Genomic DNA, 21,641 nt, shown 5'->3' on the forward strand with positions numbered 1-21,641 from the left:
GTGCTGCCGCAAGACCGTATCGGCGGCAAGGCGTTTTTACGGCCCGGCACCACGCCATTCTGGCATGATGTCGCCGCGCAGCTGAAATGACCGGTCCTGCTCGTCGCCATAGGGCAGCGCCCGGACGCGTCCTCCGGCCCCGACCGAAAAGGCTCGGAGGATCAGTCCGCCAGCGAACCGACCTGATCGCCGCATCACCGTGATTACGATTTTACGGCGTATCGTATTTACGGCGCGCTCGCGTCCCTCTTCCCCGAGCCTGGCGCCCGCCTCTTCTGTTGACGGGCAATTCCAGGCATGCTCGCGCCATGAGTCGCCACAAGCTCGATCTTCTGACGCGCGAAGCCTTCGCCGCCCTCTCGCTCCACGAGAAGAACGCCTATCTGCAGAGCGTCGCCAAGGAGATCCAGACCGCGCGGGGCGAGGCGCCGGCGCCGCTCGACAAGGAGGCGCTCAGCCGGCTGCGCCGCTTCTATTCGCGCCGCAGCTTCGCCGATCTGAAGCTCGAGGCGATCGAGACCGAGACGATGCGGGCGGCCCTGGCCGGGCTGGCCGAGGCGATCCATCTCGGCGAGGTGAAGAAGGCGATCGTCCACGAGACGCCGAGCCAGCCGCGCGCCATGACGCGGGCCGCGCCGATCGACGACGATCAGCTTGCCTTCTTCGTGCCCGCCGTCCACGACGCGCCGGTGAAGGACGATCTGAACCTCATGGACATCGCGCCCTTCTCGCTGTCGAAGACGGTGCGGGGCGGGGTGCTGCGCTACGAGCTGAAGGACAGCATCGTCACCATCGAGGGCGGCGCCGAGGTCGGGCTCGCCACGGCCTATGACTACGACATCTTCATCAACATGGTGTCGCATCTGGCGGCCGAGATGCGCGACTTCCACATCGCGCGCAAGAAGGGTCTGCGGCCGAGCCTGCCGGCGCGGGTCTACGGCCCCGCCGCCGCCGATCTCCTGAAATTCTGCCGGCGCGATCTCGGCGGCAAGCAATATCTGGAGCTCGAGAAGGCGCTCGACCGGCTGCAGGCGACGCGCATCAAGATCACCAATCTCAGCGACGGCAAGCGGCGCGAGACCGAGGCCTTTCCGCTGATCGGCCGCTTCAAGGTCGTCTCGCGCACGCTGCAGGACAAGGTCGACCAAGTGGAGATCGAGATCCCGCAATGGGTCTATGACGGGGTGGTGACGCCGAACGGCAAGCCCTCGATCCTGACGCTCAACCCGGACTATTTCCTCATCGCGCGGCCGCTGGCGAAGTTCATCTATCGCCTGGCGCGCAAGGCGGCGGGGGAGGGGGAGGCCTTCTACCGCGTCGAGGACCTGCGCTATCGCAGCGGCTCGAAACTGCCGCCGCACAAGTTCACCCTGGCGCTGGAACAGCTGGTGCTGGCCTCCAAGAACGACCCGCTGCCCGATTACGATCTCGAACTGCGCAAGGGCGACCGGGGTCAGGTGCTGTTCATGCAGCACCGCAAGACGGCGCCGACGACGCTCCTCTGACAAAAACCCGTACATCGATCCGAGGCGTTTTGACAAAAACGCCCGCGATCTATCCCCACGCCTTTGTCAAAACGCCGTACTTCGATCCGCGGGTTTTTGACAAAAACGCCTGATGGGAGAAGGAAAAGCCTCTGCCAAAATGCCGTACTTCAGTCCGCGCCGCTTTGACAAAACGGGGACAGAAAATCGCCGAGTCGGGGCCTGTGGAAAAGTCCGGGATTTTTGTCAGAGCGACCGTACATCACTGCCGAAAAAACCGTACATCATTCCGTCAACGCCGTACATCATTCCGTCAAAACCGTACATCATTCCGTCAAAACCGTACATCATTCCAAAAACGGCCAATAAGCCCATGATTTTCTTCAGGTTTTTTTTCTAAAACTTATTAAAAACCACGGTTAAAACTAGAAAAACACCCAAAAACGCTTGACAGCGGGTTTTTTGACAAAAATCCAAGAAGGAAAAATGGTGCGTTTCAGCGGAGAAACGCACAGGTAACGAATGGCTCGCATCGAAGGCAGGGTTGAGACCCATCGATAGCCGCTGACCAATGGTCGCGACGAAAACGAAGCCGAGATTGGTCGGCGTGATCGCTAGGTGACTCGTCTCACGTCGCCATAAATGGCCGCCAGAGCGAAAACTAAGGACCGCACGGCCTTTCACCCATGAACCCATAACGCCGCTCCAGCGTGATTTATGGCGATCTGTGGAGCAAGGAACGATGGAAGCGGCGAGAGTTCAGATCCGTGAGGTGATGCCCGAAACGGCTCTGTCCCAACTTCATCATCGCGCTCTGCGGAATGGGCCGTCGAGGCGGGTGGTGTGCCATCGCCGATCAGGGTTCGGCGTAGAAGCCCGCCATGATGACAAGACCCGTTGCGGCATGGCGCAGAAGGAACAGGAAAGGACGATCGAAGGCCAGAGGCATCGGCTTCGTGTCCGCCGCCCTGGAAGCCATTCCGGCGGTCGCCGCCGCTGCTTCAGTTCCGGCCTCGTTGACGTCGATCATCGTCTTCTGCTGGATTTGCGAGAGCGCGAGATCTTCGGCGAAGCCTGCGAGCGATGTCGGCGAACCGAGGCCACGCTTGAGACCGAGCGCCCTCAGATGCGGCAGGAGGTCCTGGTCGTTGGCGGCCTGAAAGGTCGGGAGCGAGAGGTCGACCGCCTGCGACTTGAAGGCGCCGGCGAGCAGTTTCGCAACCTCGTCGTTTCGCGTGAAGCGTGCAAGCGCGGCGGGCTTGTCGGTCGTGGTAACGAGCGTCAGCACATAGTCGCCCGATCGATAGGGCAGTTCCGCCGCCACGAGCTCGCCCTGGTGGGCAAGGCGCAGCTCCATTTCGGAAGCATGCATCATCGGGACTTCGCTCGTCGCTTTCAAACTGCGGAACGGACGAGAGCGAGTTTCGGCCGGATCGAAGGCAAGCTGCCAGCAGTCCTTGAAGGAAAGGGCGTTGATCGCGACGAGGCCGGCATTCCTGGCGCTGCCATCAAGGATCGCGGGAATGCGCCCCCGCGTCGCCTCGGACACGAAATCATTGATCGTCGCGATCCCGTTTCCCGCGAAAGCCACGCGCTCGACGGGAATGCCGAGATCAGCACGGACACGATCGGCGATCCCGGGCCGCAGATCGATGGCCTCGTCGACGAAGAGCGCTTCGGCCTGATGGAGCGGTCCCTTGTTCCGCCGAAGGCTCTGCAGGCGGAAGGCCGCGCGCAGATCATTGATCGAAAAGGCCTCGGTGCCCGTCGCCAAAGTCCGGAGGATGGCAGCTTTCATCGGTTTGTCGGCGCCGATCTCCAAGGCGGACAGAACGGCCGCGAGGCTTGCCGGCGCCAGCGTCGCGGTGGGATGCGATCCGGACGCGTCCGTCCGGATCGTTCCCGCCTTGCGGAATGCAAGGTCCAGCAGCCGCAGAGACAACGACACCTGTGCGGTCGCGATCGGCCGGAAGGCGGGAAGGAGGGCTGCCATCGGCCCCGCGCGTTCCGAACAGGACGTCTCGAGAGCTGGAGGCTCGCTCACTCCCGCCTCGGCGAGGCCGATCGGAATGGCCATCATCAGCACCGCTGCCAGCATGAGCGGTCGCGACCAGGGATGAGCGCGCATGTCGAACTCCGGGGCGCGAAAGGGCGCCTTTCTGAAGGGCGAAGATACCGGGAGAGGCCGGGATCCCGGCGTCCTCGAAGCCAGAATGCAAGGCCGGGCGGAACGTCGATCGAGGCGGGACTACCGGTTGATCCGGTATTCCAGAACAGCGCGGGCACGATCGGTAGCGGGGGGAATTGCCTGCGCCGTCAGGTCGCGCGTTTCCTTCTCCCGCTGGATCAGATCGTCGATAAGTCTGGTCAGATCCTTGCCGTCGATCGTCGCGCCATCGGCATAACGCCCGAGAAGATCGTCGGCCTTCACCCGTTCCGGCACGACCAGGGCCGTCAGCCAGTTACGACCGGTCGGCGGCGTCACCCTGAAGCGATAACCGGCATCGCGCATTTCAGGAGAAGGGATCAAAACGGTCTCGCCGGCCTCGACATGAGCGCGCGAACCGTCCCCATTCTTGCTCGGCATCTTATTGGTCGGAAAGATCTGGTAGGATCGACCATCGCTGTCGGTATTGAACAAGGCGAGGTTTCCCGGCACCGACGACACGACCCGAACATCGATATAGCTGTCGAGCCGGACCTTGGTGCCCTGGGCGATATCGATCGTCAGCTGCGCCAGTTCGCTCGGTTTCTGCGGAACGGGCGCGCCGGTCACGAGCGGCTTGCTCGCTGCCACCACCGGACTCTCGCCCTGCGGTTTCGGCTCGATGAAACGCGCATTGGGCACGTGCTTAAGGATCCAACCCTGGAATTTGGCGACGGAGGCATAGACGCCGGGATATTTAGCTTCGGCGCAGCCCCGGCCGAAGCTGACGATGCCGGCCTGCACCATCGGGCCGCCATCCGGGTCCGGAAGGTAGAGCGGACCGCCGCTGTCGCCCTGACAGGAGTCGCGGCCCCCTTCGGGGAAGCCGGCGCAGAAATTCGAGCCGTCGATCTTGGTGCCGTAGGCTTCGGTACATTGCTGCGTCGCCACGATGGGAACGTCGAGCTGCAGGAGATCCGGCGACCCGTCGCCCTCCCAGGAGGTTGCCCCGTAGCCGATGACGGTTGCCATATGGGGTGGGGCGACGAGTCTCGGATGGAGCCCCTCGCCGATCAAGGGCTGGACTGGCGCATTCGCCGACGTCGCCAGATGCAGGAGGCCGACATCGTTGTGCTGCTCCAGCCGCGTATAGCTGTCATGCCGCAGCGAGCGGTCGATCTCGATGTCGAAACCCTTCCTGGAGAGGTTGCTGACTCCGCCGCGGACGAAGAAGCGCGCGCCCTTCAACTTGGCCAGCGCATCCTCCATCCCGGCGACACAATGGGCCGCCGTCAGCACCCATTGCTTGTCGATGATCGTGCCGCCGCAGATGCTGGTCGTCTTCAGGTTCGGCCCCTTGACCATGATCGCGACCATGCTCTTCCACTGACCGGGCTTGGCTTTGCTGCCGCCAACGATGCGGTTGTCGTCATTCGCCAGGAGGTTTTGGAAGAGATCCGAAACCTCTTCTGTCGCGGCCTCCGTCGCCGCCGAACTGGTGGTCCGACCGAGGCCGCGGGTGGACTGTTCCTCGGCGCGAAGCACGGTGGGAGCCAAGAGCGTCAGGGCAAGTGCGATCAGCATGGCTCTGCTGCCGGCGTTGGGCATCCGACCGGTGGGGCAGACCATCGAACGTTCCGGTTTCATGGCGATGTCTCTGGCAGTGGATGGATGGAAGACGAGAGCGAACCTAACGGCAGATCGAGGTGCCGAAAGCATCGTGATGGCGAGATAAGACAGGAACCGCTTGCCGCCGGCAAGGGTGCCGAAACGCGATCCGGCTTTGATCTCTATCGGGGTATTGATGTGAAAACGACAGTTCCAGAAATATTCTATGACGGAATGACAGATTTTTATCGTCAATACCGTTGGTGTTTAGCGGTTATTTCCACAAAAACCCAAAATTTTCATCTGTGAAATATCGAGGATTTTTGTTCATAATGCCGAGATATGGCATTATTTTTAATTTTATACTCAGTAAATGTTCAGAATATATTTTTTGGCCAGGGAGCTAAAGCCGAGATGCGAGAAACGGCTCTCTTGGTTCGAGCGTCCCCTCGGCCTCCAATCGGTTTGACGGCCCTCTTCCTCGAAGTCGGTAGACGCCAGGACGCGGTTTTGCGAATGATCATCCCCAGTAAAGAGCGGCATGGCTGCTGGCCGAGTCGGGATGCTCCGTTTCGGCAGGCAACCGTCTATGCTCAAAATCTTGGGAGATTTCCAGATGATCCGCCCGGTCGTCGCGATCCTGGCCCTTTTCACGACCCTCGCTGCGACACCCTCGCATGCCGACGAGTGTCGTGCCGCATTGCTCGACCTGCAGAACATGCTGAAAGCTGGAAAGCTCGACGATGCCCAGCGTCAAATCGGGGCGCTCGATCCCTGCGGCGCCGCCTATATTCGCAGCGCGCAGGGCGCCGTCGCCGCCGCCTATATCCGCGCGGCGGCGAAGATCGAAACGGTCGAGGCGCGCCGGTCCGATTATCGGGCCCTGGTCGAGACGGCGGCAGGCTATCACGTCAGCTGGGAAGCTTCCTGGCGCCTGGCGAGCCTCGAGCGCGAGGCGCGGCAATATCGCGAGGCGGCCGTCAGCTTCCAGGAGGCGATCGATCTCCTGGCCGCCGCCACGGCGGAGGAGCCGGAGCAGAAAATGCGCGAGACGCAGCATAAGACGGCGCAGTTCCTGCTGCGCAGCGCCGACGAGATGCGCATGCTGGCCGCCAATCCGACGCCGGATGGCCAGGCCGGTGCATTCGTCGCCGCGCTTGTCGACAAGCGCGACGGCACCTTCGCGGGTGTCTACAGCCCGACCTTCGACCGTGGCCTCGCGGCGGAGAAGGTGCCGGCGCCGATCACCTTCGTCTTCGACTCCGATGCCTTCGACGAGGTGGGCCGCAAGGCGGCCGAGGAAATCGTCGAACTCTTCAAGGCCCGCAAGCCCGTCCGCATCCAGGTCGTCGGCTATACCGACAGAAAGGGCGCGAAGGACTACAATCTCGCGCTGTCCCGTCGGCGTGCCGATGCGGTGAAGGCTTTCCTACGCCAGGAACTGGGCGCATCGGTCCGCCAGACGACGATCACCGCCCAGGGTCGAGGATCGGTCCCCCGCGAATTGTCGGATCCCTCGCTCTACACGCCCGACGAGATCGACCGGCTCGATCGCCGCGTCGAGTTCACTTGGGGCGAATAGCGTGTCGGCCCTCCGCTCCTCGCGCCGTCAGAGGACCGCGAAACGCAGCGAAGGAAAGATGGGGTCCGCATTGTTCTGGCGGGCTGGCCTTCTGCTCCTGGCGCTGCTGTCGCAACCGGCCTCGGCCGAAACGCGCGCTCTGATCGTCGGCATCGACGACTATACGGACCTGCGCGCTCTCAAGGGCGCGACGAACGACGCGCGGGATCTCTATGAGGTCATGAGGCGCCGGGGCATCGGCGACCTGACGCTCCTTCTGGACAAGGACGCCACTCGCGCCGGCTTCGTCGGCGCCATGGAGGGGCTGACGGATCGCGTGCACCCGGGCGACATCGTCCTCGTCAGCTTCGCCGGTCACGGCACCAGCGAGCGCTGGGGCAAGCGCCATCCCGACGACGTGAAGGAAGGCGACACCTACCAGTCCTTTCTGTTCGTCGGTTTTGTACCGCCGAGTGGCCGCGAGGTTTCGCCGGCGGCGGTGAAAGGCTTCGGCGAACGAGTGCTCGGACGCGAGATGCGGGTCTGGCTGAAGCGCTTGAACGACAAGGGCGCGCAGGTGCTCTTCGTCGCCGACAGCTGCTATTCCGGCGGCATGACCCGCGCGCCGGCTCGGGGCGCTGCGGCACAAACGGTTCGCGCCATCCCAGCCTTTCCCACCCCGGCCGATGGCGATGATCCGCTGGACGAGACCCTGGTCCGCCTGCCTCCCGATACCGATACAGAATTCTCCCAGTTCAAGGCGATGCCGAATGTGACCTTCCTCGCCGCCGTCGATCGCAAGAGCCTCGCCCCCGAATTCGCCATTCCGCCCGGATCATCGACCCGCCGGGGCGCGCTTTCCTACTCCGTCGCGCGGGCGCTCGAAGGTCAGGGCGACATGGACGGCGATGGCAAGATCACGCGGGACGAGCTCTATCGCTTCGTCGGCTCCAACGTCCGGCAGATCAGCCAGCACCGCCAGTTGCCGGAATTGCAGCCCTCCTATGGTGGGGAGGGTAGTCGCGCCACGGTCTTTTCGCTGAAGGACGACGGCCCGAGTCCGCCACAGACGGAAGCGCTGCCGGTCGAGACCGCGCCCCGTCTCGTGCGGATCTTCGTCGATGGTGTGGGCCCCGATCTCGAAACCTTGCCGCCCATGGCGGGTTTCGGCATCCGCCGCGCCGGCACGCGCGAGGAGGCCGACTACATCTGGACCCCGGCGACGGGCCGCGTCATCTCGCCTCTGGGCGATGAGATCGCGACCGAGATCGGCGAGGCGGATCTCGCAGGGCTCGCCGCTCGCGAACTGGCGCGACGGGATCTGATCGATCTGTCGCGCACCCACCCGCTTGAACTGCGTCTGACGGGCGAGCGACCGGACCGGCTCTATCGCGAGAGCGAGCGCGTCGGCGTCACCGCCGATACCGGCTCACGGGACGCGCTCCACTATGTCCTGTTCAACATCGCGGGCAATGGCACCGTCCAGTTCCTGTATCCCGATGTCGGCCGCAGCGATCCCACGACCTTTGCCGGGGACCGGACGCCCTTCGACGACATCAACGTCCAGGCGCCCTTCGGTGGCGACCTCTTCGTGCTCGTCGCCGACAGGCTGCCGCTCGATCCATTGATCGAGGCGATCAAGGCTCTCGACGGCAAGAAGGCCGCCCTCGAAGCTGTCGCGGCGATCAGGGCGTCGGAAACCGAGGGCATGCGCTTGGCGACGCAGGGCCTCTTCACCGCTCCGAGGACATGAGACCCATGGTGACCCGAGCCGTACGACTGGCCTCGGCCTTGATGCTCGGCGCCGGTGCTCTGATGCTTTCTGGGACCGAGCGTCCCGCCAGAGCCGACCCCGCCTATACCGCAGCCGATGTCATGGCCCGGTTCGAAGGGCAGGGGCCGGTGATGGTCCGACGCGGCGTCCGCCGTTCGGATGCGGCCTGTCCCAGCGGGAGCGCCTGTCCGGCGAAGCCCGGCTTCGATCTCGTGATCACCTTCGCCCTCGGTTCCGATCGCCTCTCGCCGCAGGCCAAGGAAAATCTCGATCAGTTCGCCCTGGCGCTCGAGGATCCCCGTCTCGCCGCCGAGCGCTTCCTTATCGCCGGACATACCGACGCGCGCGGCTCCGCCTCCGGCAACCTCGCCCTCAGTATCCGGCGGGCCGAGGCCGTCGCCGCCTATCTCGCCGAGCGCGGCGTCGCGAGCACGCGGCTCAGTACCGAGGGGTTCGGCTCGACCATGCCGCGCACCCCCGATGCCTTTGATCCTATCAACCGGCGGGTCGAGGCGAATCTTCGCCGCTGATATCTCTACGGAAATCACATCACCCGAACGGGTGAATGCTTGAAATAAAGTGCAAATCCAGCGTGATCGAGCCGCAACAGTTACGGAATCTCGGCCGGATCAGCCGTGTTCCACTTTCTTTCCTCGCTTGACGCTGAGAGAGCTCACGGCTCTGTTACAGCCATTGCAGACCCAGGCGAACGCCGCCGGAGACCCTTCGTGATGATCGTCAGGCACAAGTTGTATTGTGGCTTCATGCTTGCGATCGCCGCTTTCGGCCTGTGCGATCGGGAGGTTCGAGCGCAGACGAGCGGCGTCCTCCAGCCGGCGGCGGAAGCCGGCTCCGCGACCGATGCGCAGTCGCGTTACGACCGTGCTCTGGCAGGCGTCCAGGGCGACATGGGCAATCCCGCCATGTCCTTCGAGCTCGCCGAGGCGGCCACCCAGTCCGGCAATGTCCGCGCCGCCATCGCAGCGCTCGAAAGCGTGCTTCTGATTGATCCCACCCTGTCGAACATCAAGCTGGAACTCGGCGTCCTCTACCTGCGCGCCGGCTCGCCGGCGATCGCCAAGCGCTTCATCGACGAGGCGCTGAGCGACCCGGCCGCCCCCGCCGACGTGCGGGCGAGAGCCAAGGAATATGCCGATCTCGCCTCGGTTCAGTCCCGGCCCTGGAGCGTCACGGGCGACGTCTATGCGGGCCTGCGCTACGAGACCAATGCCAATGGCGCGACCAAGAATTCCTCGATCGGTTTCATCGGCAGCAACAATACGCCTCTGATCGGCACGATCGATCCGTCCTCGAAGGGACAGGAAGATATTTCCGCCGTCTTCAACGCCCGCTCGCGCATCGCCTACGATCTCGGCCTGCAATCGGGCAGCAGCATTGTCGCCAATCTCGGGTATTCCACCTCGAAATATTTCAAGCGCACCGATCTCAATCTCGATATCCTGAATGTCGACCTTGGTCCGTCGCTGGTCTTCGGCGGCGAGGGGGAGGCGAACTGGATCGCCCGGCCCTATGTTTCGGGGGCCCTCGTCTACCGGGATCAGAACTTCTACCAGAGCGATACCGGTCTCGGCCTCTCGGTGTCGGGGCCGATCGGCGGCGGCTTCGGCTTCACCGGCGACGTGTCGGCCCGCTATCTCGACTATCAGGAAACCTCGCTCTATCCGGTCAACGATCGCAAGGACGGCTGGTCCTACGACGCGGCGCCCGGCCTGTCCTACGCCGTCTCGCCCTCGCTTCTCCTGCAGGCCAACCTTCTCGTCGGCCGCGTCGATGCCCGGGCGGAGTCCGAAAGCTACTGGCAGAAGGGCATACGGGCCAGCGTCGTCCAGGGCTTCGCCAATCCCTTCGGCTTCGACACGCCCGCCTGGACCGGGACGCTGTCCGGCGGCTATCGCAATCTCGACTATGACGCGCCGGACCGGGTCTTCAGCCTGCGGGAGGCGCAGAACGACGACCGCTACGATATCGGCCTGTCGCTGCAGATGCCGTTCCGGACCAATCTCGCATTGGTCGGCGACGTCCGCTACACGCGCTCGATCTCCAATTACGACCTTTACGACTACGACAACTTCGCGACCTCGTTGGGTCTCGCGGTGAAGTTCTGACGCCCTCGGTCGCGCCTGCCATCGGCGCGGCCACATCTCGACCAAGCCGGCCTGGAGCCGGCATCGCTGCGATTGAAAAGACCAAGAACAGGGGACCGGCCGCCATGACGACACCCATTCGCACCATTCTCCTGACCTCGGTCGTGCTGCCGCTCCTGGCGCTCGCTGGAACGTCACCCGAGGCGAAGGCGGCCACCGGCGCCCTGCAACTCGTCAGCATCAAGGAAGCGACGGTCACGGGCCGCCGGATCGAGGCCAAGCCCGGCGAGGTGGTGCAGGTCATGCTCGCCGACGGCACGGCGCTGACGCTCTCAGCCGGGGCAAGCGTGACGATCGACCGGTTCGATGCGGCGAACGGGCTGAAGCTCAACCTCTCCGGCGGGTCGCTGCGCGTTGCCGGCGGCAAGTGGAACGACACGAAGCCGATCGTGGTCGCGACGGAGAAGGGCACGCTGTCGCTGGATGCCGGCACCGCCTTCGTTTCGGCCTCTGGCGGCAAGACGCGCGCCCATCTTCTCAACGGAAAGGGCTTCACCTTCACCGCCGGCGGCAAGTCGCAGCGGGTCTACCGGCCTGGCTTCGAAGTGAGTTCGGGACAGGCGCCAAGTAAGATGAACGGCGATGCACTCTATGCCGACCTCGCCACACTCAACCCCGGCATCGTGACACGTAGCGCGCCGAGCCGCAGCGGCGGCGGTTCCTCCTCGTCGGCCAAGTCGCCGAAGCGAGCCGTTTTGGCCAGTAAAACCCCGTCGAAGAAGCGTCCCGTCGCAGGCGGCTTCCTCGTAGCCGGCTTGGACTCTATCGAGAACGACCCTGAAACGAACGGGGTTATCAGACCTATTGGGGGTGGCCCTATTAGCAGTGAAAGGCAACTCGTCTCCCTTTCAGGCAAGCTATTTTCAGAAAGCGGCATATCTAACACGACATCAAATTCTAGTTCTTCTTATACTACAGAAGCTCTCTACATAGCTGGGAACGCCTTCCCTGGGGGTGAACCCGTACTTGGAGGGGTTATTATTTCTCAAGGCTCTAAGAGCGGATCTTATGACGATCCTGAAATCAGAAATTCAAACACAAATACTAATAAATTATATCCAAATTCTAGTTTTTCTTATTCTTCTTCTGGTTCATTTCTGGAGAGAATTTCTTCTTTAAGGGCTCCATACCGTACTGAGGCTTCCAGCAGCGAGAGGTTTCAATATGGAGTGGGCATACTCAATAAATTTTTCTTAGGAATAGAAGATGACAACGGATCTACTTCGGGCCTCAGCAGCACCAGCGCTTTTGGTTCACGAAGCCTGATAGCTTTTGGGATCGGACTAAATTCGTTTTGGAATAGCGATTCAATTTTTAATGAAATGCATCATCCGCTTTATAAAACTGGGCTGAGTGTCTACCACAACCTATATGCCAGCCCATTCGATAATAATGGGCAATCAGTTCAAGAAATACTCGAACGCTCGAGGTTTTCTACTGACGGAAGAATATTAAGCTCTGGAATATATTCTTCAAGCCTACCAGACTCGGTTGGAATTTATGACGCGAGAGCAACCAAGCTTGCACTCAACGGCAAATCGTTTTTGCGAGATAAAGACAACTTTATTGCCGCTCAGTTCACAGGTGGGGTCTACCAGAGGGGCACGCAAACTTCCCAAACAACGTATTCTTTTGAACCTGTGAAATTTATAGATGGTTCGTCTTACTTCTATGCTTCGGGAGATTTGGATGCAGCTGTTGATCGCTGGACAGAGCCGACGGGCGCCTTCAGCACACAAAATGTTAATCGCTTCTATATTTCTGCAGGTCTTTCAGGTGAATTTGCTCTGGATGAAAATGGGTTCCTATCACTTCCAGCCGTCGCTGGCACACGCGCTTTCGCTCGGCCTGAGACGGCATCAGACCTTAGCTTATCAGATACAGGGCTCTATGTCGTCAATCCATCGAACACCACAACGCCCTTCGCAATCGATAGCGTGTTGTTGCAGGCCGATTTCGGTGGGAAGGTCGAAGGCAATCGCCTGACGGCATCAACTATTTCTACGACTATCGGAAATCTGAACTATCGATGGACCACAGGGGCGGCTGGAACGGCCCCTGCAGTGGATGCGATCGTCACCGCGCATACAACCGGCAGCACCAAACTCGCCCAGGGCCAAGCATCCGTTGCCTTTGGTGGCGACGTCTTCAGCACGGCAGCGGGCGGCGGCAATCCAGCCATCACGGATGCCAATGGCAGCTCACAGACGGGACGCGCCGGCTATATCGTGCTCGAAAACTACGGCCAGCGCTTCGATGATGCCGCAAATCCATCCTTGCCGCCCATGGTCGGAGGAACAGAAACAGCGCTCGACGGAGTCGCTAGTAATTCGAGCACTTACGGTATCCTGAGGTTGGCCACCGCCGTCCCCAATACGGATACGGCCTACGAGCGAAAACTCGCGGGTACGACCGGCGGGATCGGTTATGCGGCGGGCATCGTCGAAACAGAGGGAACACCAACTGTCGGACTGGCGAATTTTGCATCTTTGAGCGCCACGCCCAATCTGACCAATCTCGCTTTCGATGGAAGCAGAAATCTCGTTTCTGCCGCCCTAACCTACGATGGGGCGCCAGCCTCCGTTCTGCTCGGAGATATCAGCAATAGCGGCAATAGCGCCTATGTCAGCGATCAAAGATTTGCGCTGCGCACCGACCGCGCTGACAAAAGCAAAGATCTCGCTTTCGTTTCCGGCGATCTGGTGAAGGATGGTATCAAGTCGGGGGGCAAGACGGGCCTCGCGGCGATCGGCTACGACGGCAACACCAACTACAAATATGCCAAGTGGGGCTTCTTCTTCGGTGACACGAAGACGACAGACGGAAGCCGGCGCCATGTCTCGCTTGGCAGCTTCGCCACTGGCACCCCAACGGAAATCCGCTCCGGCGCGACCGGCACCGTCACCTATGACGGCCATCTCCTCGGCAATATCAGCAACGGCTCCAGCACCTATACGACCGCCGGCTCCTTCCGAGATACATTCGATTTCGGCACGCGGAGGGGCAATGTCGGCGTCCAGTTCGACGGACGCAGCTATGCCGGAACCAGTTCGGCTGAGCAGAACGGCCGCTATGCGAACAGCATCGCGGAGGTCGGTTCAAATGGCCTTGGAGCCGGAGTCTATGCCGGTCAGATGAAAGGGCAGTTTGTCGGCGGACAGGATGCAGGCGGGCGTCCTCATGGGCTCGTTGGCGCCTTCCAGATTGACAATGCCCAGAACTACGTCGCAGTCGGCACCTTCGCGGCGGACGGCCACTGACGCAGCAGCTCAAGACCGGGGCTCGCATGGGGATCGCACGGCGTCTCGTCGCGGCGTTCGGGAGAGGAGGGGCAAGCATCTCGCTCCTCCTTGTTCTCATGCAGATTTCTATTCCGGCGCTCGCTCTGGATCGGAACCTGCTCCAGCGCGGCATGACCCTGGAGATCGCCGCGCGTGAGGCTGGCGATGCGGGTGACCTTTCCCGCGCGCTGGAACTTTCGGAGCAGGCTCTTGGCGTTTTCGCCAAGGCACGGGCACGCTCGCATTGGGTCTATGCTCTGGCCCTGACCGACCGTGCCGACTTCCAGCTCAAGGCGCGGCGATGGTCCGAAGCCCGCAAGGCCATGGAGGCGGCCGATCCCGCCGCCCGGCTCGCGGATTGGGACAACGGCGACCATCGCGCCGCCGCGCTGTTCCGCATCGGGCGTCTGTGGCGAGGACTCGACTCCCAGGAAAAGGCACTGAAGGCCTTTCTCGACGCCGAAAAGGCGATGCCGCGCGGTGTCGATGTCGACCAAAGACGGGTTCTTCGGCAGGAGACCGGCGGGGTGCTGATGGCGCTCGGCCGGTATCGGGAAGCAGCCGCAGCGCTGGACGATGCCTATGCGCTGGCCGATAAGGCGCCGCTCGCTGTTCAGCTTTCGATCCGCCTCGACCAAGCCACCGGCGCGCTGGCCGAACGCGACCTCGGCAGGGCCGCTCTGCTCCTGAGCGAGATCGAGGATAATATCGCTCGCAATCCCGCCATCGCCGACATGCTAGGGCAACGGCCCGTCATCCTACGTGCTCGGCTGGATGCAAAGAAGGCGAACTATGCCAAGGCTCTCTCAAGCCTTTCCCTGGCTATGGAAGACCTTACTCGGCGTGATCTCACCGAGACGCAGGCTTATGGCGATCTTCTTTTCGAGACGAGCGGCATGCGCCTCTTGCGGGGCGAATATGCCGAGGTCATCGAGATTTGCCTACGCCTGATGGTTCTCTACGAGCCATTGCTCGGACCAGATCATTTTCTTGTCGGCCAAGTCCATATGCGTTTGGCTCTTGCTTATCGGGAGATCGGCGATCTCGATCGCAGCGCGCAAAACTTCGATATCGCCCTGACCATCTTCCAGCGCCAATCAGGTACAGAGAGTGTCGCCTATGCTCTGGCTTTGCCCGAGAAGGCGCGGCTTCTATCGGTAACCGGACGTCATGACGACGCGATTGCTCTGGCCCAATCAGCGGTAGATCGCTTGCGAGCGAAGCCCGATGTCTCATCCTATTCGCTAGGGATCGCCGTCATTATTTACGGCAACACGCTCCTTGATGCTGGAAGTATTAATCAAGCCAAGGCGACCTTGTTGGAAGGATTGCGGATCATGCAATCCGATCCCTACTACACCCCGGCCGAGGTAATTCCCCTTCTGAATAATCTCGCCGAGATTGCTATTCGCCAGAATGATCTAAGCAAGGCAACTGAATTCGCCAAACAGGCGGACGCGCTTGTGACCGATCTCGGCTCTTTAGGCGTCCATAATCTTTGGCGTAGCCGCAGAATCCTAGCCGAGATTGCGGTGCAAACTGGTCATGCGCCCGAAGGGCTGCGAATCATGGAGGAGGAAATTGCTAAGCAGGAGATGCGTCTTCGCAGACTCGGCAACACGCTGAGCCAGTCCTCCGAGTTCGAGAGTGAGGGCGTGCGCCAGGATGTCGAGACCTATCTCCAAGCAGCGCAGGCGGTGGAAGCGGTGCCGGGAGGAGACGGCACTCTCCTCGATCGTATGTTCTCTGCAGCGCAACTCCCGACCACCACGCAGACGAGCCGGGCAATCAACGGCGCTTCGGCTCGGCTTCAAACTGATGATTTACGGCTTAGCGATTTGATTGGACGTCGCCAGGCGCTGGGCGTTGAACGGAAGGCAAGCGATCGGCTCCTCTCCAACATGGCGACCGACAAAGCTGGCGGTCTGGCGCAGAGAGGATTGTCCGAGTTGCGGGCCAAGATCGACGAATTCGATAGCAAAATCGCAGCGATCGATGCGGAGCTTATCGCATCTTATCCGAATTTCGTTTCCCTTATTGAACCGAAGGCAGTTTCCCTCTCTGCCGTGCAGGCGGCGCTTCAGGACGACGAGGCGCTGCTGCTGCAACTGACTTTTGGGGACTCGACCCAGCTCTTCTATGTGACCCGCTATGGCGCGCGCCGGGTCGAAAGGCCACTCGGGACGGCGGCCCTCGACGCGATGGTCACTAAGCTGCGTGAATCTTTGGATTTCGATGGCTCCATCCCACCTTACGAGGCCGGCATCGCCTCTGATCTTTATGCGGCGATCTTCGCGCCCTTCGACGAGGACATGCGTCGCATCCGCCATCTGATTTTCGTGCCGGATCAGGCCATGACCTCGTTGCCGCCCGCCGTCCTTCTCGCCTCGCCCTTTGCCGGTGGCCGGCAGGCGGGGAAGGGCGACTGGGCCGCGCTCGATTATTTCGGCCGCCATTTGGCGATTAGCATCATGCCGTCGGCGGATTCCTTCGTCGCGCTGCGGTCGATCCCGACCGATACGCGCTATGCGAGATCATTCGTCGGCATCGGCAATCCAATCCTGCCGCCCATGCCGAAGTCGGCGCGCGAAGATGCATCGCTGCGGCGGGACGACGGCATTCTGGATTGGCATCTCACCGACATCAAGCTCGACAATCTCTTCGATACCGAGATCGAGTTGAAGGATTTCGCGAAGCTCCTGGGCGGAGACGACGCCTCGCTTTACGTTCGCGGCGAGGCTTCGGAGACGAATGTGAAAGCCGCGCCACTCGATGGCGTCGGCACGATCGCCTTCGCCACCCATGGGCTCCTCGCGAACGACATACGAGGCCTCGACGAGCCGGCGCTGGTGCTTAGCATGCCTGACCATCCCGACAGTCTGGACGATGGTTTCCTGACGGCGACGGAAATCGCCTCGCTGAAGATCCGAAGCGATCTGGTCGTTCTTTCGGCCTGCAATACTGCGGGTCGCGATAGCCGCCCCGGCGCGCCGGGATTGTCCGGCCTGACGCGCGCTTTCTTCTATGCCGGGGCGCGCTCGTTGATGGTGACGCATTGGCGGATCATGTCCACCGAGACGGTGCCTCTGACGACCGGCTTCATGGCCATGCGCCAGGCGGAACCGAAGGAACGCCCCTCCGAACTCCTGCGCCGCGCGATGGACGAGATGATCACGGGCCGGGCCGGTTCCGAAGCCGGGCTCGATCCTGTGATCCTCGCCCATCCCGGCGTCTGGGGCTCCTTCGTCATCGTCGGGGATCGGTGATCGAGCGGCGGGGGCATGGAAGCGTGCCCCCGCGATCGCCGGACAGGTGCCGGTCGGCTCAATGGCACTTCACGGAACGCTTGTAGAGCGCGCGGCCGTACCAGTCGTAGCCGACGACCCTGTTGCGCTTCACGCAGACCACGTCGTCATGGCCGTCGTCATAGACGACGCGGCCGGTATTGGCATTGATGACCATCAGGCGGTCGTCCTCGTCGGACGCGTCGGCCACGGCCGAGGGGGCATCGATCTGTTCGAGGACCTGCGGCAGATCGATACCCTCCTCGGCATGCGAGGCCGGCATGGTGGCGAAGGTCGCACCGAAGATGGCGAGCGACAGGAGAACGGTCTTGGTCATCGTCTTGTCCTTTCCGGGTTGGGCTTGCCTTCGAAGCCCGTGAGACAGACGATGCGGCAAGTTCGGTGGCGGCGGAAGCGGCTGGCCCGGCAAAGGATTTGGAGGCTTGCCAGCCGTCCGATAGGCCTATCGCTCCTCGCCGCCGCCGACCTTCTTCATGAGGATGAAGAGGTCATAGGCGGCTTCCGGCGAGGACCGGTCCAGGCGGCCGAGATCGGGATCCGCCTCGGAACCGTTGCCGGTCTCGGGTCCCGCCTCGGGCTGGTTGCCGTCATCCGCGGCCGCGCGATCGAGCTCGTCGAGAATGTCACGCACCAGCCAGGGATCGGCGGCGAGCGCGCGCCGGAGCGAAGCGTTGCGAGCGATCGTCTGCGTCTCGGCCGCCGTGAAGGAAGGGGGCTGGCGTGGCTCGAAGACAAAGCCGGCCTGGGCTGGCGCGTTGAGACCGATAAGGAGGCCGAGAACGACCGGTGCCAGGCTGCGGGACACGAGGGCGGAAGCCGGTATCCGGCGACGCGTCGGCGGGTCGCCGGCGGTTCGGTGAAGAACGGTTGCAACGTCTTGGTCGCTCATGCGGGTCTCCATCGTCGGGCATCTCGCTTCGGACGGTTCCTACCGTTCGCAGGACATGCCGGGGCAAAGGCGAGGCCGGGTCGGGATCGCCGGTCCTTGGCGCGCCTCGCCTCAGGCGGCGGCCGAGGCAAGGATCTTAAGACGCATGTCGCGGATCACGCCGCCGAAGACGCGCTCCATGACACCCGTCGAGCCGACGAGCACCGCGCCATAGGGCGAGCGCTCGCGTGTGAGAAAACCGGCCTGCGTCGCGTCGACCGTCAGCTTGCGGCAGGTCTCCGTCGACATCATCGTCACCAGGAAGCGGGCGAGATTGGATTGGTCGATCATGCCCGGCCTGTCCTGCCAGGTCTGGATCAGCCGGGGCAGGGTGTCGCCGGAAAACATCGCATCAAGTAACCGCTCCTGCCGCAGTCCCAGGCGGCCCATCTTTTCCTTGTCGCGGGTCAAAGCGACAATGCTTTCATTGTGATATTCCGCCAGCCGCCGGATCATCTCGACGGACTCGATGCGGCGGACGCGGAGCAGATAGAAGAACTCCGCGAAATTATACATCGACTCGATCTGAAACCGGGTCAGCAACTCGGCGTCGCGATCCTCGCTGGCTTCCGCCAAGCGGCGGGGCAGTTCGGCGCGCGACCAGAGAATGGCTTCCAGCACGGAGATATCCGCATCGAGAGCCGCCTCATCCTCGAAGATGTCGTTGGGGATCATGATGATCTTTCGTGCATGAAAGGCGAGACCCGTATGCGGCCGCCGCCCTCCAAAGCGATTGGAGCGTGACACGGTCGCAGGAGCCCACACCTCTTAACGGGCCCGACATCGGAGTATATTTTCGCAGATATCGACCGGCAACGCTGGCAACGCCAACAAAAAATCCTGCCATCCACTGATGGAAACCGTTCTGAGAACAGGACTATACGTTGTGCATCGTAGTCAGGTGCCAAGTGATTCGGGATTGATAGGGGTAGGAAATGTCTCTCTCTCGCAAGGTAATCGCCTGTGGAATGGTTGCCGCGGCGCTTGTTGCCGCTCAGGAAAGGGCATCGGCTCAGACACGGGATCTGACCGTGGTCTCTCCGGAGCCGAGCCATAAGCCGACGGCCCAGGGCAAGCCCGTCACGCCGACGGGGCAGGCCCGGATGGTCGTGTCGCTCGTGCCTTCCGGCTCCACCGTCCTGCCCGTCGGCGCGCCCTATCGATTCACGATCGTCGCCTCCCAGCCGAGCTACGGCCATGTCTATGTCGCCAGCGCTTCCGGCAAGGTCCAGGTCTGGGCGGAAAACATCCGGCTCGCCTCCGGCAAGCCGGTCAGCATGCCGCCCTCCGGTCTGCGGATCGTCGCCTCCGCCCCGGCGGGCGATGACACGATCTATTTCTACGCAACGCGCGATCGCTTCTCCCGCGGCTTCTTCAAGGGGACGACAGTCCGCAAGCCGGCGGATCTGCAGCTGACCGAGGCGCAGTTCCGATCCGCCATGGCCGAACGTCTCGCGGCACAGTCGAAGCAGGGCTGGGCCTCCACGACCCAGGTGATCCGCGTCACCGACTGACTGACGGCGCCTGCTTTCCGCTTTCCCTCCTCTGAACCGTCGAGCCCCGGCGCCGCCCGGGCCGATCGAGCAACCTGTCCTTTTCGGAGCCTTTCCATGCGCCTTTCTGCTTTTCGAGCCTGCCTTCTCGGGTCCGCTCTCCTCGCCGTCTCGCTCGCCGTTCCTGCCAGAGCCCAGAGCGAGCGCGACCTCTCCGTCGTCCAGGCCCAGGCCCTCTCTGCGGCAAAGCCCGCCGCGAGCTCCCTGACGGTCCTGACGCTGCTCGATCGGTTCGACGCGACCTACGCCCTCGGGGAGAAGGTGCGGCTCGGCGTCAAGACCAACGAGGACGCCTATGTGACGGTGTTCAATATCGGCCCGACCGGCAAGGTCACGCAGCTCTTTCCCAATGCCTATCAGCGCAACAATGCGGTGCGCGCCGGCGAGGTGCTGGAGATCCCCGCCGCCTCGAGCGGGGCGAGCATCACGGTGTCGGAACCGGTCGGCGGCGAGCTGATCAAGATCATCGCCACATCCTCGTCCGCGCCGATCGTCCCCGAGGCGCAACTGCAAGGCGGCGGAGCGTTCAAGAGCCTCTCCGGTGACGTCGAGGGTCTGATGCGCAATCTCGCGGTGGTCGGCAACAGTGGGGGGCCGTCGATCAAGGTCGCCACCACCGACCAGATCATCAAGACCATCGCGACCCGACCCGTGGCCGCGACCAGCGATCTCGTGGTACCGGCTGCGCCCGCCTCGCAGCCTTCCGCGATGGCGGCGCCGGCGACCTTTCCCCTGCTGCTGACCACCGATCGGCAGAGCTACAAGGTCGGCGAGAGTCTCACCCTCGCGGCGATCCCGACGAAGTCCTGTTATCTCACCGTCATGGCGAAGAGCTCGTCCGGTCAGGTCCGGATGATCTTCCCGTCGAAAGCCCTGCCGGCGAGCCAGGTCAATGCCGGTCAGACGGTTATGCTGTCCGGCGCGAATGCGCCGCAGGACGTGGTGGCGACGGGGCCGGGAACGGAGACGGTCACGGCCCTCTGCACGGCGGAGGCGCGCCAGCAGGGCGCCGCGAGATCGTCCGTCGATGCTGTGAGCGAGGAGGAGAAGTCCGCTTTCGACCGTGATCTCGCGGTGATCGCCCAGAAGCCCGCCGGCACCGTCGGCTTCGCCCAGATCGCTCTGACCGTGGTTCCCTGAAAGCGGTTTCGACCCCGATCGAGCCGGTCCTTGCCGGCGACGAGGTTCCGGGTGCCAGGCGCCGCATCCGGGATCTCGCCATGTCGACTGGTTCAAATTCGGGAAGGATCCGCTTTGTGAAAGGCGACCCGTCTCTGCTTGAAGCCGGATCCTCGGGCCCGTGACACGGCGAGAACATCGGTCGCCTCGTCTCGTCGCATGCCACGGTCCCGACCATCGGTCCGGCCCGGTTGCCCTCGGCATCGGCGAACTCGGCTCGCTGAGAGACGATCCTGTGAGACGCGAACCGATTGCGGGAGATCGGCCGATCGCGACGGCCTCAATGTCCTGAGGACATCGAAATCATCGCCGAATGTCGAAGTCTTGGACGCTGGTCATCAATATCGGTAAGGCCCGTTGAAGAGATCGCCGAGGGCGCGGCGCAGGAGATAGGTGACGCGGCGGCGGCGCAGGTGCTCGGGCCGGTCGTGGATTAGATGGCAGCGCTGGCAGAGCGCCGCGAGATTGTGCCCGGCATTGTCCGCCACGTCATGGTTCAGGTGGGCGCAGGCGATCGCGACCTTGGTCCAGACCTCCCCGAAGCCGGGCGCGAGATCGGACGGGGCGGGGAGGTTGGTGCGCAGGACCCGACCCTTGCCGTCGCGCCAGCGGCCGAGCTCCTCGTCGAACCAGCGCCCGTCGGACAGCGCGCAGACC

General features: G+C 62.6%; 18 protein-coding genes. 10 read left to right on the forward strand and 8 right to left on the reverse strand.

Features of this window, described 5'->3' with window-relative positions; genetic code table 11:
• The first annotated feature begins 308 nt into the window (after window positions 1–308).
• Window positions 309–1,505 carry a replication initiator protein A gene (locus tag IEY14_RS24965; RefSeq protein ID WP_188913457.1) on the forward strand — a complete coding sequence of 399 codons (1,197 nt, stop codon included), beginning with the start codon at window positions 309–311 and terminating at the stop codon, window positions 1,503–1,505.
• Window positions 1,506–1,730: 225 nt separating this feature from the next.
• Here the strand turns inward: IEY14_RS24965 and IEY14_RS26220 are convergent, their stop codons facing one another.
• The 4 genes from IEY14_RS26220 to IEY14_RS24975 form a co-directional block, all read right to left on the reverse strand.
• The gene (locus IEY14_RS26220) at window positions 1,731–1,859 is read right to left on the reverse strand and encodes a hypothetical protein (RefSeq protein WP_280515066.1); all 129 of its coding nucleotides are present in this window, start codon (window positions 1,857–1,859) and stop codon (window positions 1,731–1,733) included.
• A gap of 21 nt (window positions 1,860–1,880) precedes the next feature.
• Entirely contained in the window at window positions 1,881–2,180 is a 300-nt protein-coding gene (locus tag IEY14_RS25785) for a hypothetical protein (protein ID WP_210318583.1), read from the reverse strand.
• Window positions 2,181–2,340: 160 nt separating this feature from the next.
• A complete protein-coding gene (locus IEY14_RS24970; protein WP_188913459.1) occupies window positions 2,341–3,612 on the reverse strand; it encodes a serpin family protein in 1,272 nt (423 codons plus the stop codon).
• A 120-nt stretch (window positions 3,613–3,732) separates the two neighbouring features.
• The gene (locus tag IEY14_RS24975) at window positions 3,733–5,277 is read right to left on the reverse strand and encodes a trypsin-like serine protease (RefSeq protein ID WP_188913461.1); all 1,545 of its coding nucleotides are present in this window, start codon (window positions 5,275–5,277) and stop codon (window positions 3,733–3,735) included.
• 24 nt (window positions 5,278–5,301) lie between these two features.
• Here IEY14_RS24975 and IEY14_RS24980 point away from each other — a divergent pair, with 24 nt between their 5' ends.
• The 7 genes from IEY14_RS24980 (at window position 5,302) to IEY14_RS25010 (ending at window position 17,285) form a co-directional block, all read left to right on the forward strand.
• Window positions 5,302–5,547, forward strand: a complete 246-nt coding sequence (locus IEY14_RS24980) for a hypothetical protein (protein WP_188913463.1) — start codon at window positions 5,302–5,304, stop codon at window positions 5,545–5,547.
• 307 nt (window positions 5,548–5,854) lie between these two features.
• Window positions 5,855–6,820, forward strand: coding sequence for an OmpA family protein (locus tag IEY14_RS24985; RefSeq protein WP_188913464.1), 966 nt, complete (start codon window positions 5,855–5,857; stop codon window positions 6,818–6,820).
• Window positions 6,821–6,878: 58 nt separating this feature from the next.
• Complete coding sequence (locus tag IEY14_RS24990) at window positions 6,879–8,552, forward strand: caspase family protein (RefSeq protein ID WP_188913465.1); 1,674 nt, start codon at window positions 6,879–6,881, stop codon at window positions 8,550–8,552.
• Between the two features lie 62 nt (window positions 8,553–8,614).
• Window positions 8,615–9,103, forward strand: coding sequence for an OmpA family protein (locus IEY14_RS24995; RefSeq protein WP_188913466.1), 489 nt, complete (start codon window positions 8,615–8,617; stop codon window positions 9,101–9,103).
• A 234-nt stretch (window positions 9,104–9,337) separates the two neighbouring features.
• Entirely contained in the window at window positions 9,338–10,699 is a 1,362-nt protein-coding gene (locus IEY14_RS25000; protein ID WP_188913467.1) for a surface lipoprotein assembly modifier, read from the forward strand.
• A gap of 104 nt (window positions 10,700–10,803) precedes the next feature.
• On the forward strand, window positions 10,804–13,998 hold the full coding sequence (locus IEY14_RS25005; protein ID WP_188913468.1) for a FecR domain-containing protein: 3,195 nt from the start codon (window positions 10,804–10,806) through the stop codon (window positions 13,996–13,998).
• Window positions 13,999–14,150: 152 nt separating this feature from the next.
• On the forward strand, window positions 14,151–17,285 hold the full coding sequence (locus IEY14_RS25010) for a CHAT domain-containing tetratricopeptide repeat protein (protein ID WP_210318584.1): 3,135 nt from the start codon (window positions 14,151–14,153) through the stop codon (window positions 17,283–17,285).
• A 58-nt stretch (window positions 17,286–17,343) separates the two neighbouring features.
• Here IEY14_RS25010 and IEY14_RS25015 read toward each other — a convergent pair whose 3' ends face one another.
• The 3 genes from IEY14_RS25015 to IEY14_RS25025 form a co-directional block, all read right to left on the reverse strand.
• Entirely contained in the window at window positions 17,344–17,640 is a 297-nt protein-coding gene (locus IEY14_RS25015) for a hypothetical protein (protein WP_188913470.1), read from the reverse strand.
• 126 nt (window positions 17,641–17,766) lie between these two features.
• On the reverse strand, window positions 17,767–18,129 hold the full coding sequence (locus IEY14_RS25020) for a hypothetical protein (protein ID WP_210318585.1): 363 nt from the start codon (window positions 18,127–18,129) through the stop codon (window positions 17,767–17,769).
• A gap of 195 nt (window positions 18,130–18,324) precedes the next feature.
• Window positions 18,325–18,927 (reverse strand): hypothetical protein, encoded by a 603-nt coding sequence (locus tag IEY14_RS25025; RefSeq protein ID WP_188913472.1) that lies wholly within the window; start codon window positions 18,925–18,927, stop codon window positions 18,325–18,327.
• A gap of 356 nt (window positions 18,928–19,283) precedes the next feature.
• On the opposite strand from IEY14_RS25025, the gene IEY14_RS25030 reads away from it, so the two are divergent.
• Together IEY14_RS25030 and IEY14_RS25035 are read left to right on the forward strand one after the other, a co-directional pair.
• Window positions 19,284–19,766: a DUF4384 domain-containing protein gene (locus tag IEY14_RS25030; protein ID WP_188913474.1), complete on the forward strand. Its 483-nt coding sequence runs from the start codon at window positions 19,284–19,286 to the stop codon at window positions 19,764–19,766.
• A gap of 96 nt (window positions 19,767–19,862) precedes the next feature.
• On the forward strand, window positions 19,863–20,945 hold the full coding sequence (locus tag IEY14_RS25035) for a DUF4384 domain-containing protein (RefSeq protein WP_188913476.1): 1,083 nt from the start codon (window positions 19,863–19,865) through the stop codon (window positions 20,943–20,945).
• A 377-nt stretch (window positions 20,946–21,322) separates the two neighbouring features.
• Here IEY14_RS25035 and IEY14_RS25040 read toward each other — a convergent pair.
• Window positions 21,323–21,641, reverse strand: a 319-nt coding sequence (locus IEY14_RS25040) for a hypothetical protein (protein WP_188913478.1), incomplete at its 5' end; no start/stop codon positions are given.

This window comes from Aureimonas endophytica (assembly GCF_014642635.1).
Lineage (GTDB): Bacteria > Pseudomonadota > Alphaproteobacteria > Rhizobiales > Rhizobiaceae > Plantimonas > Plantimonas endophytica.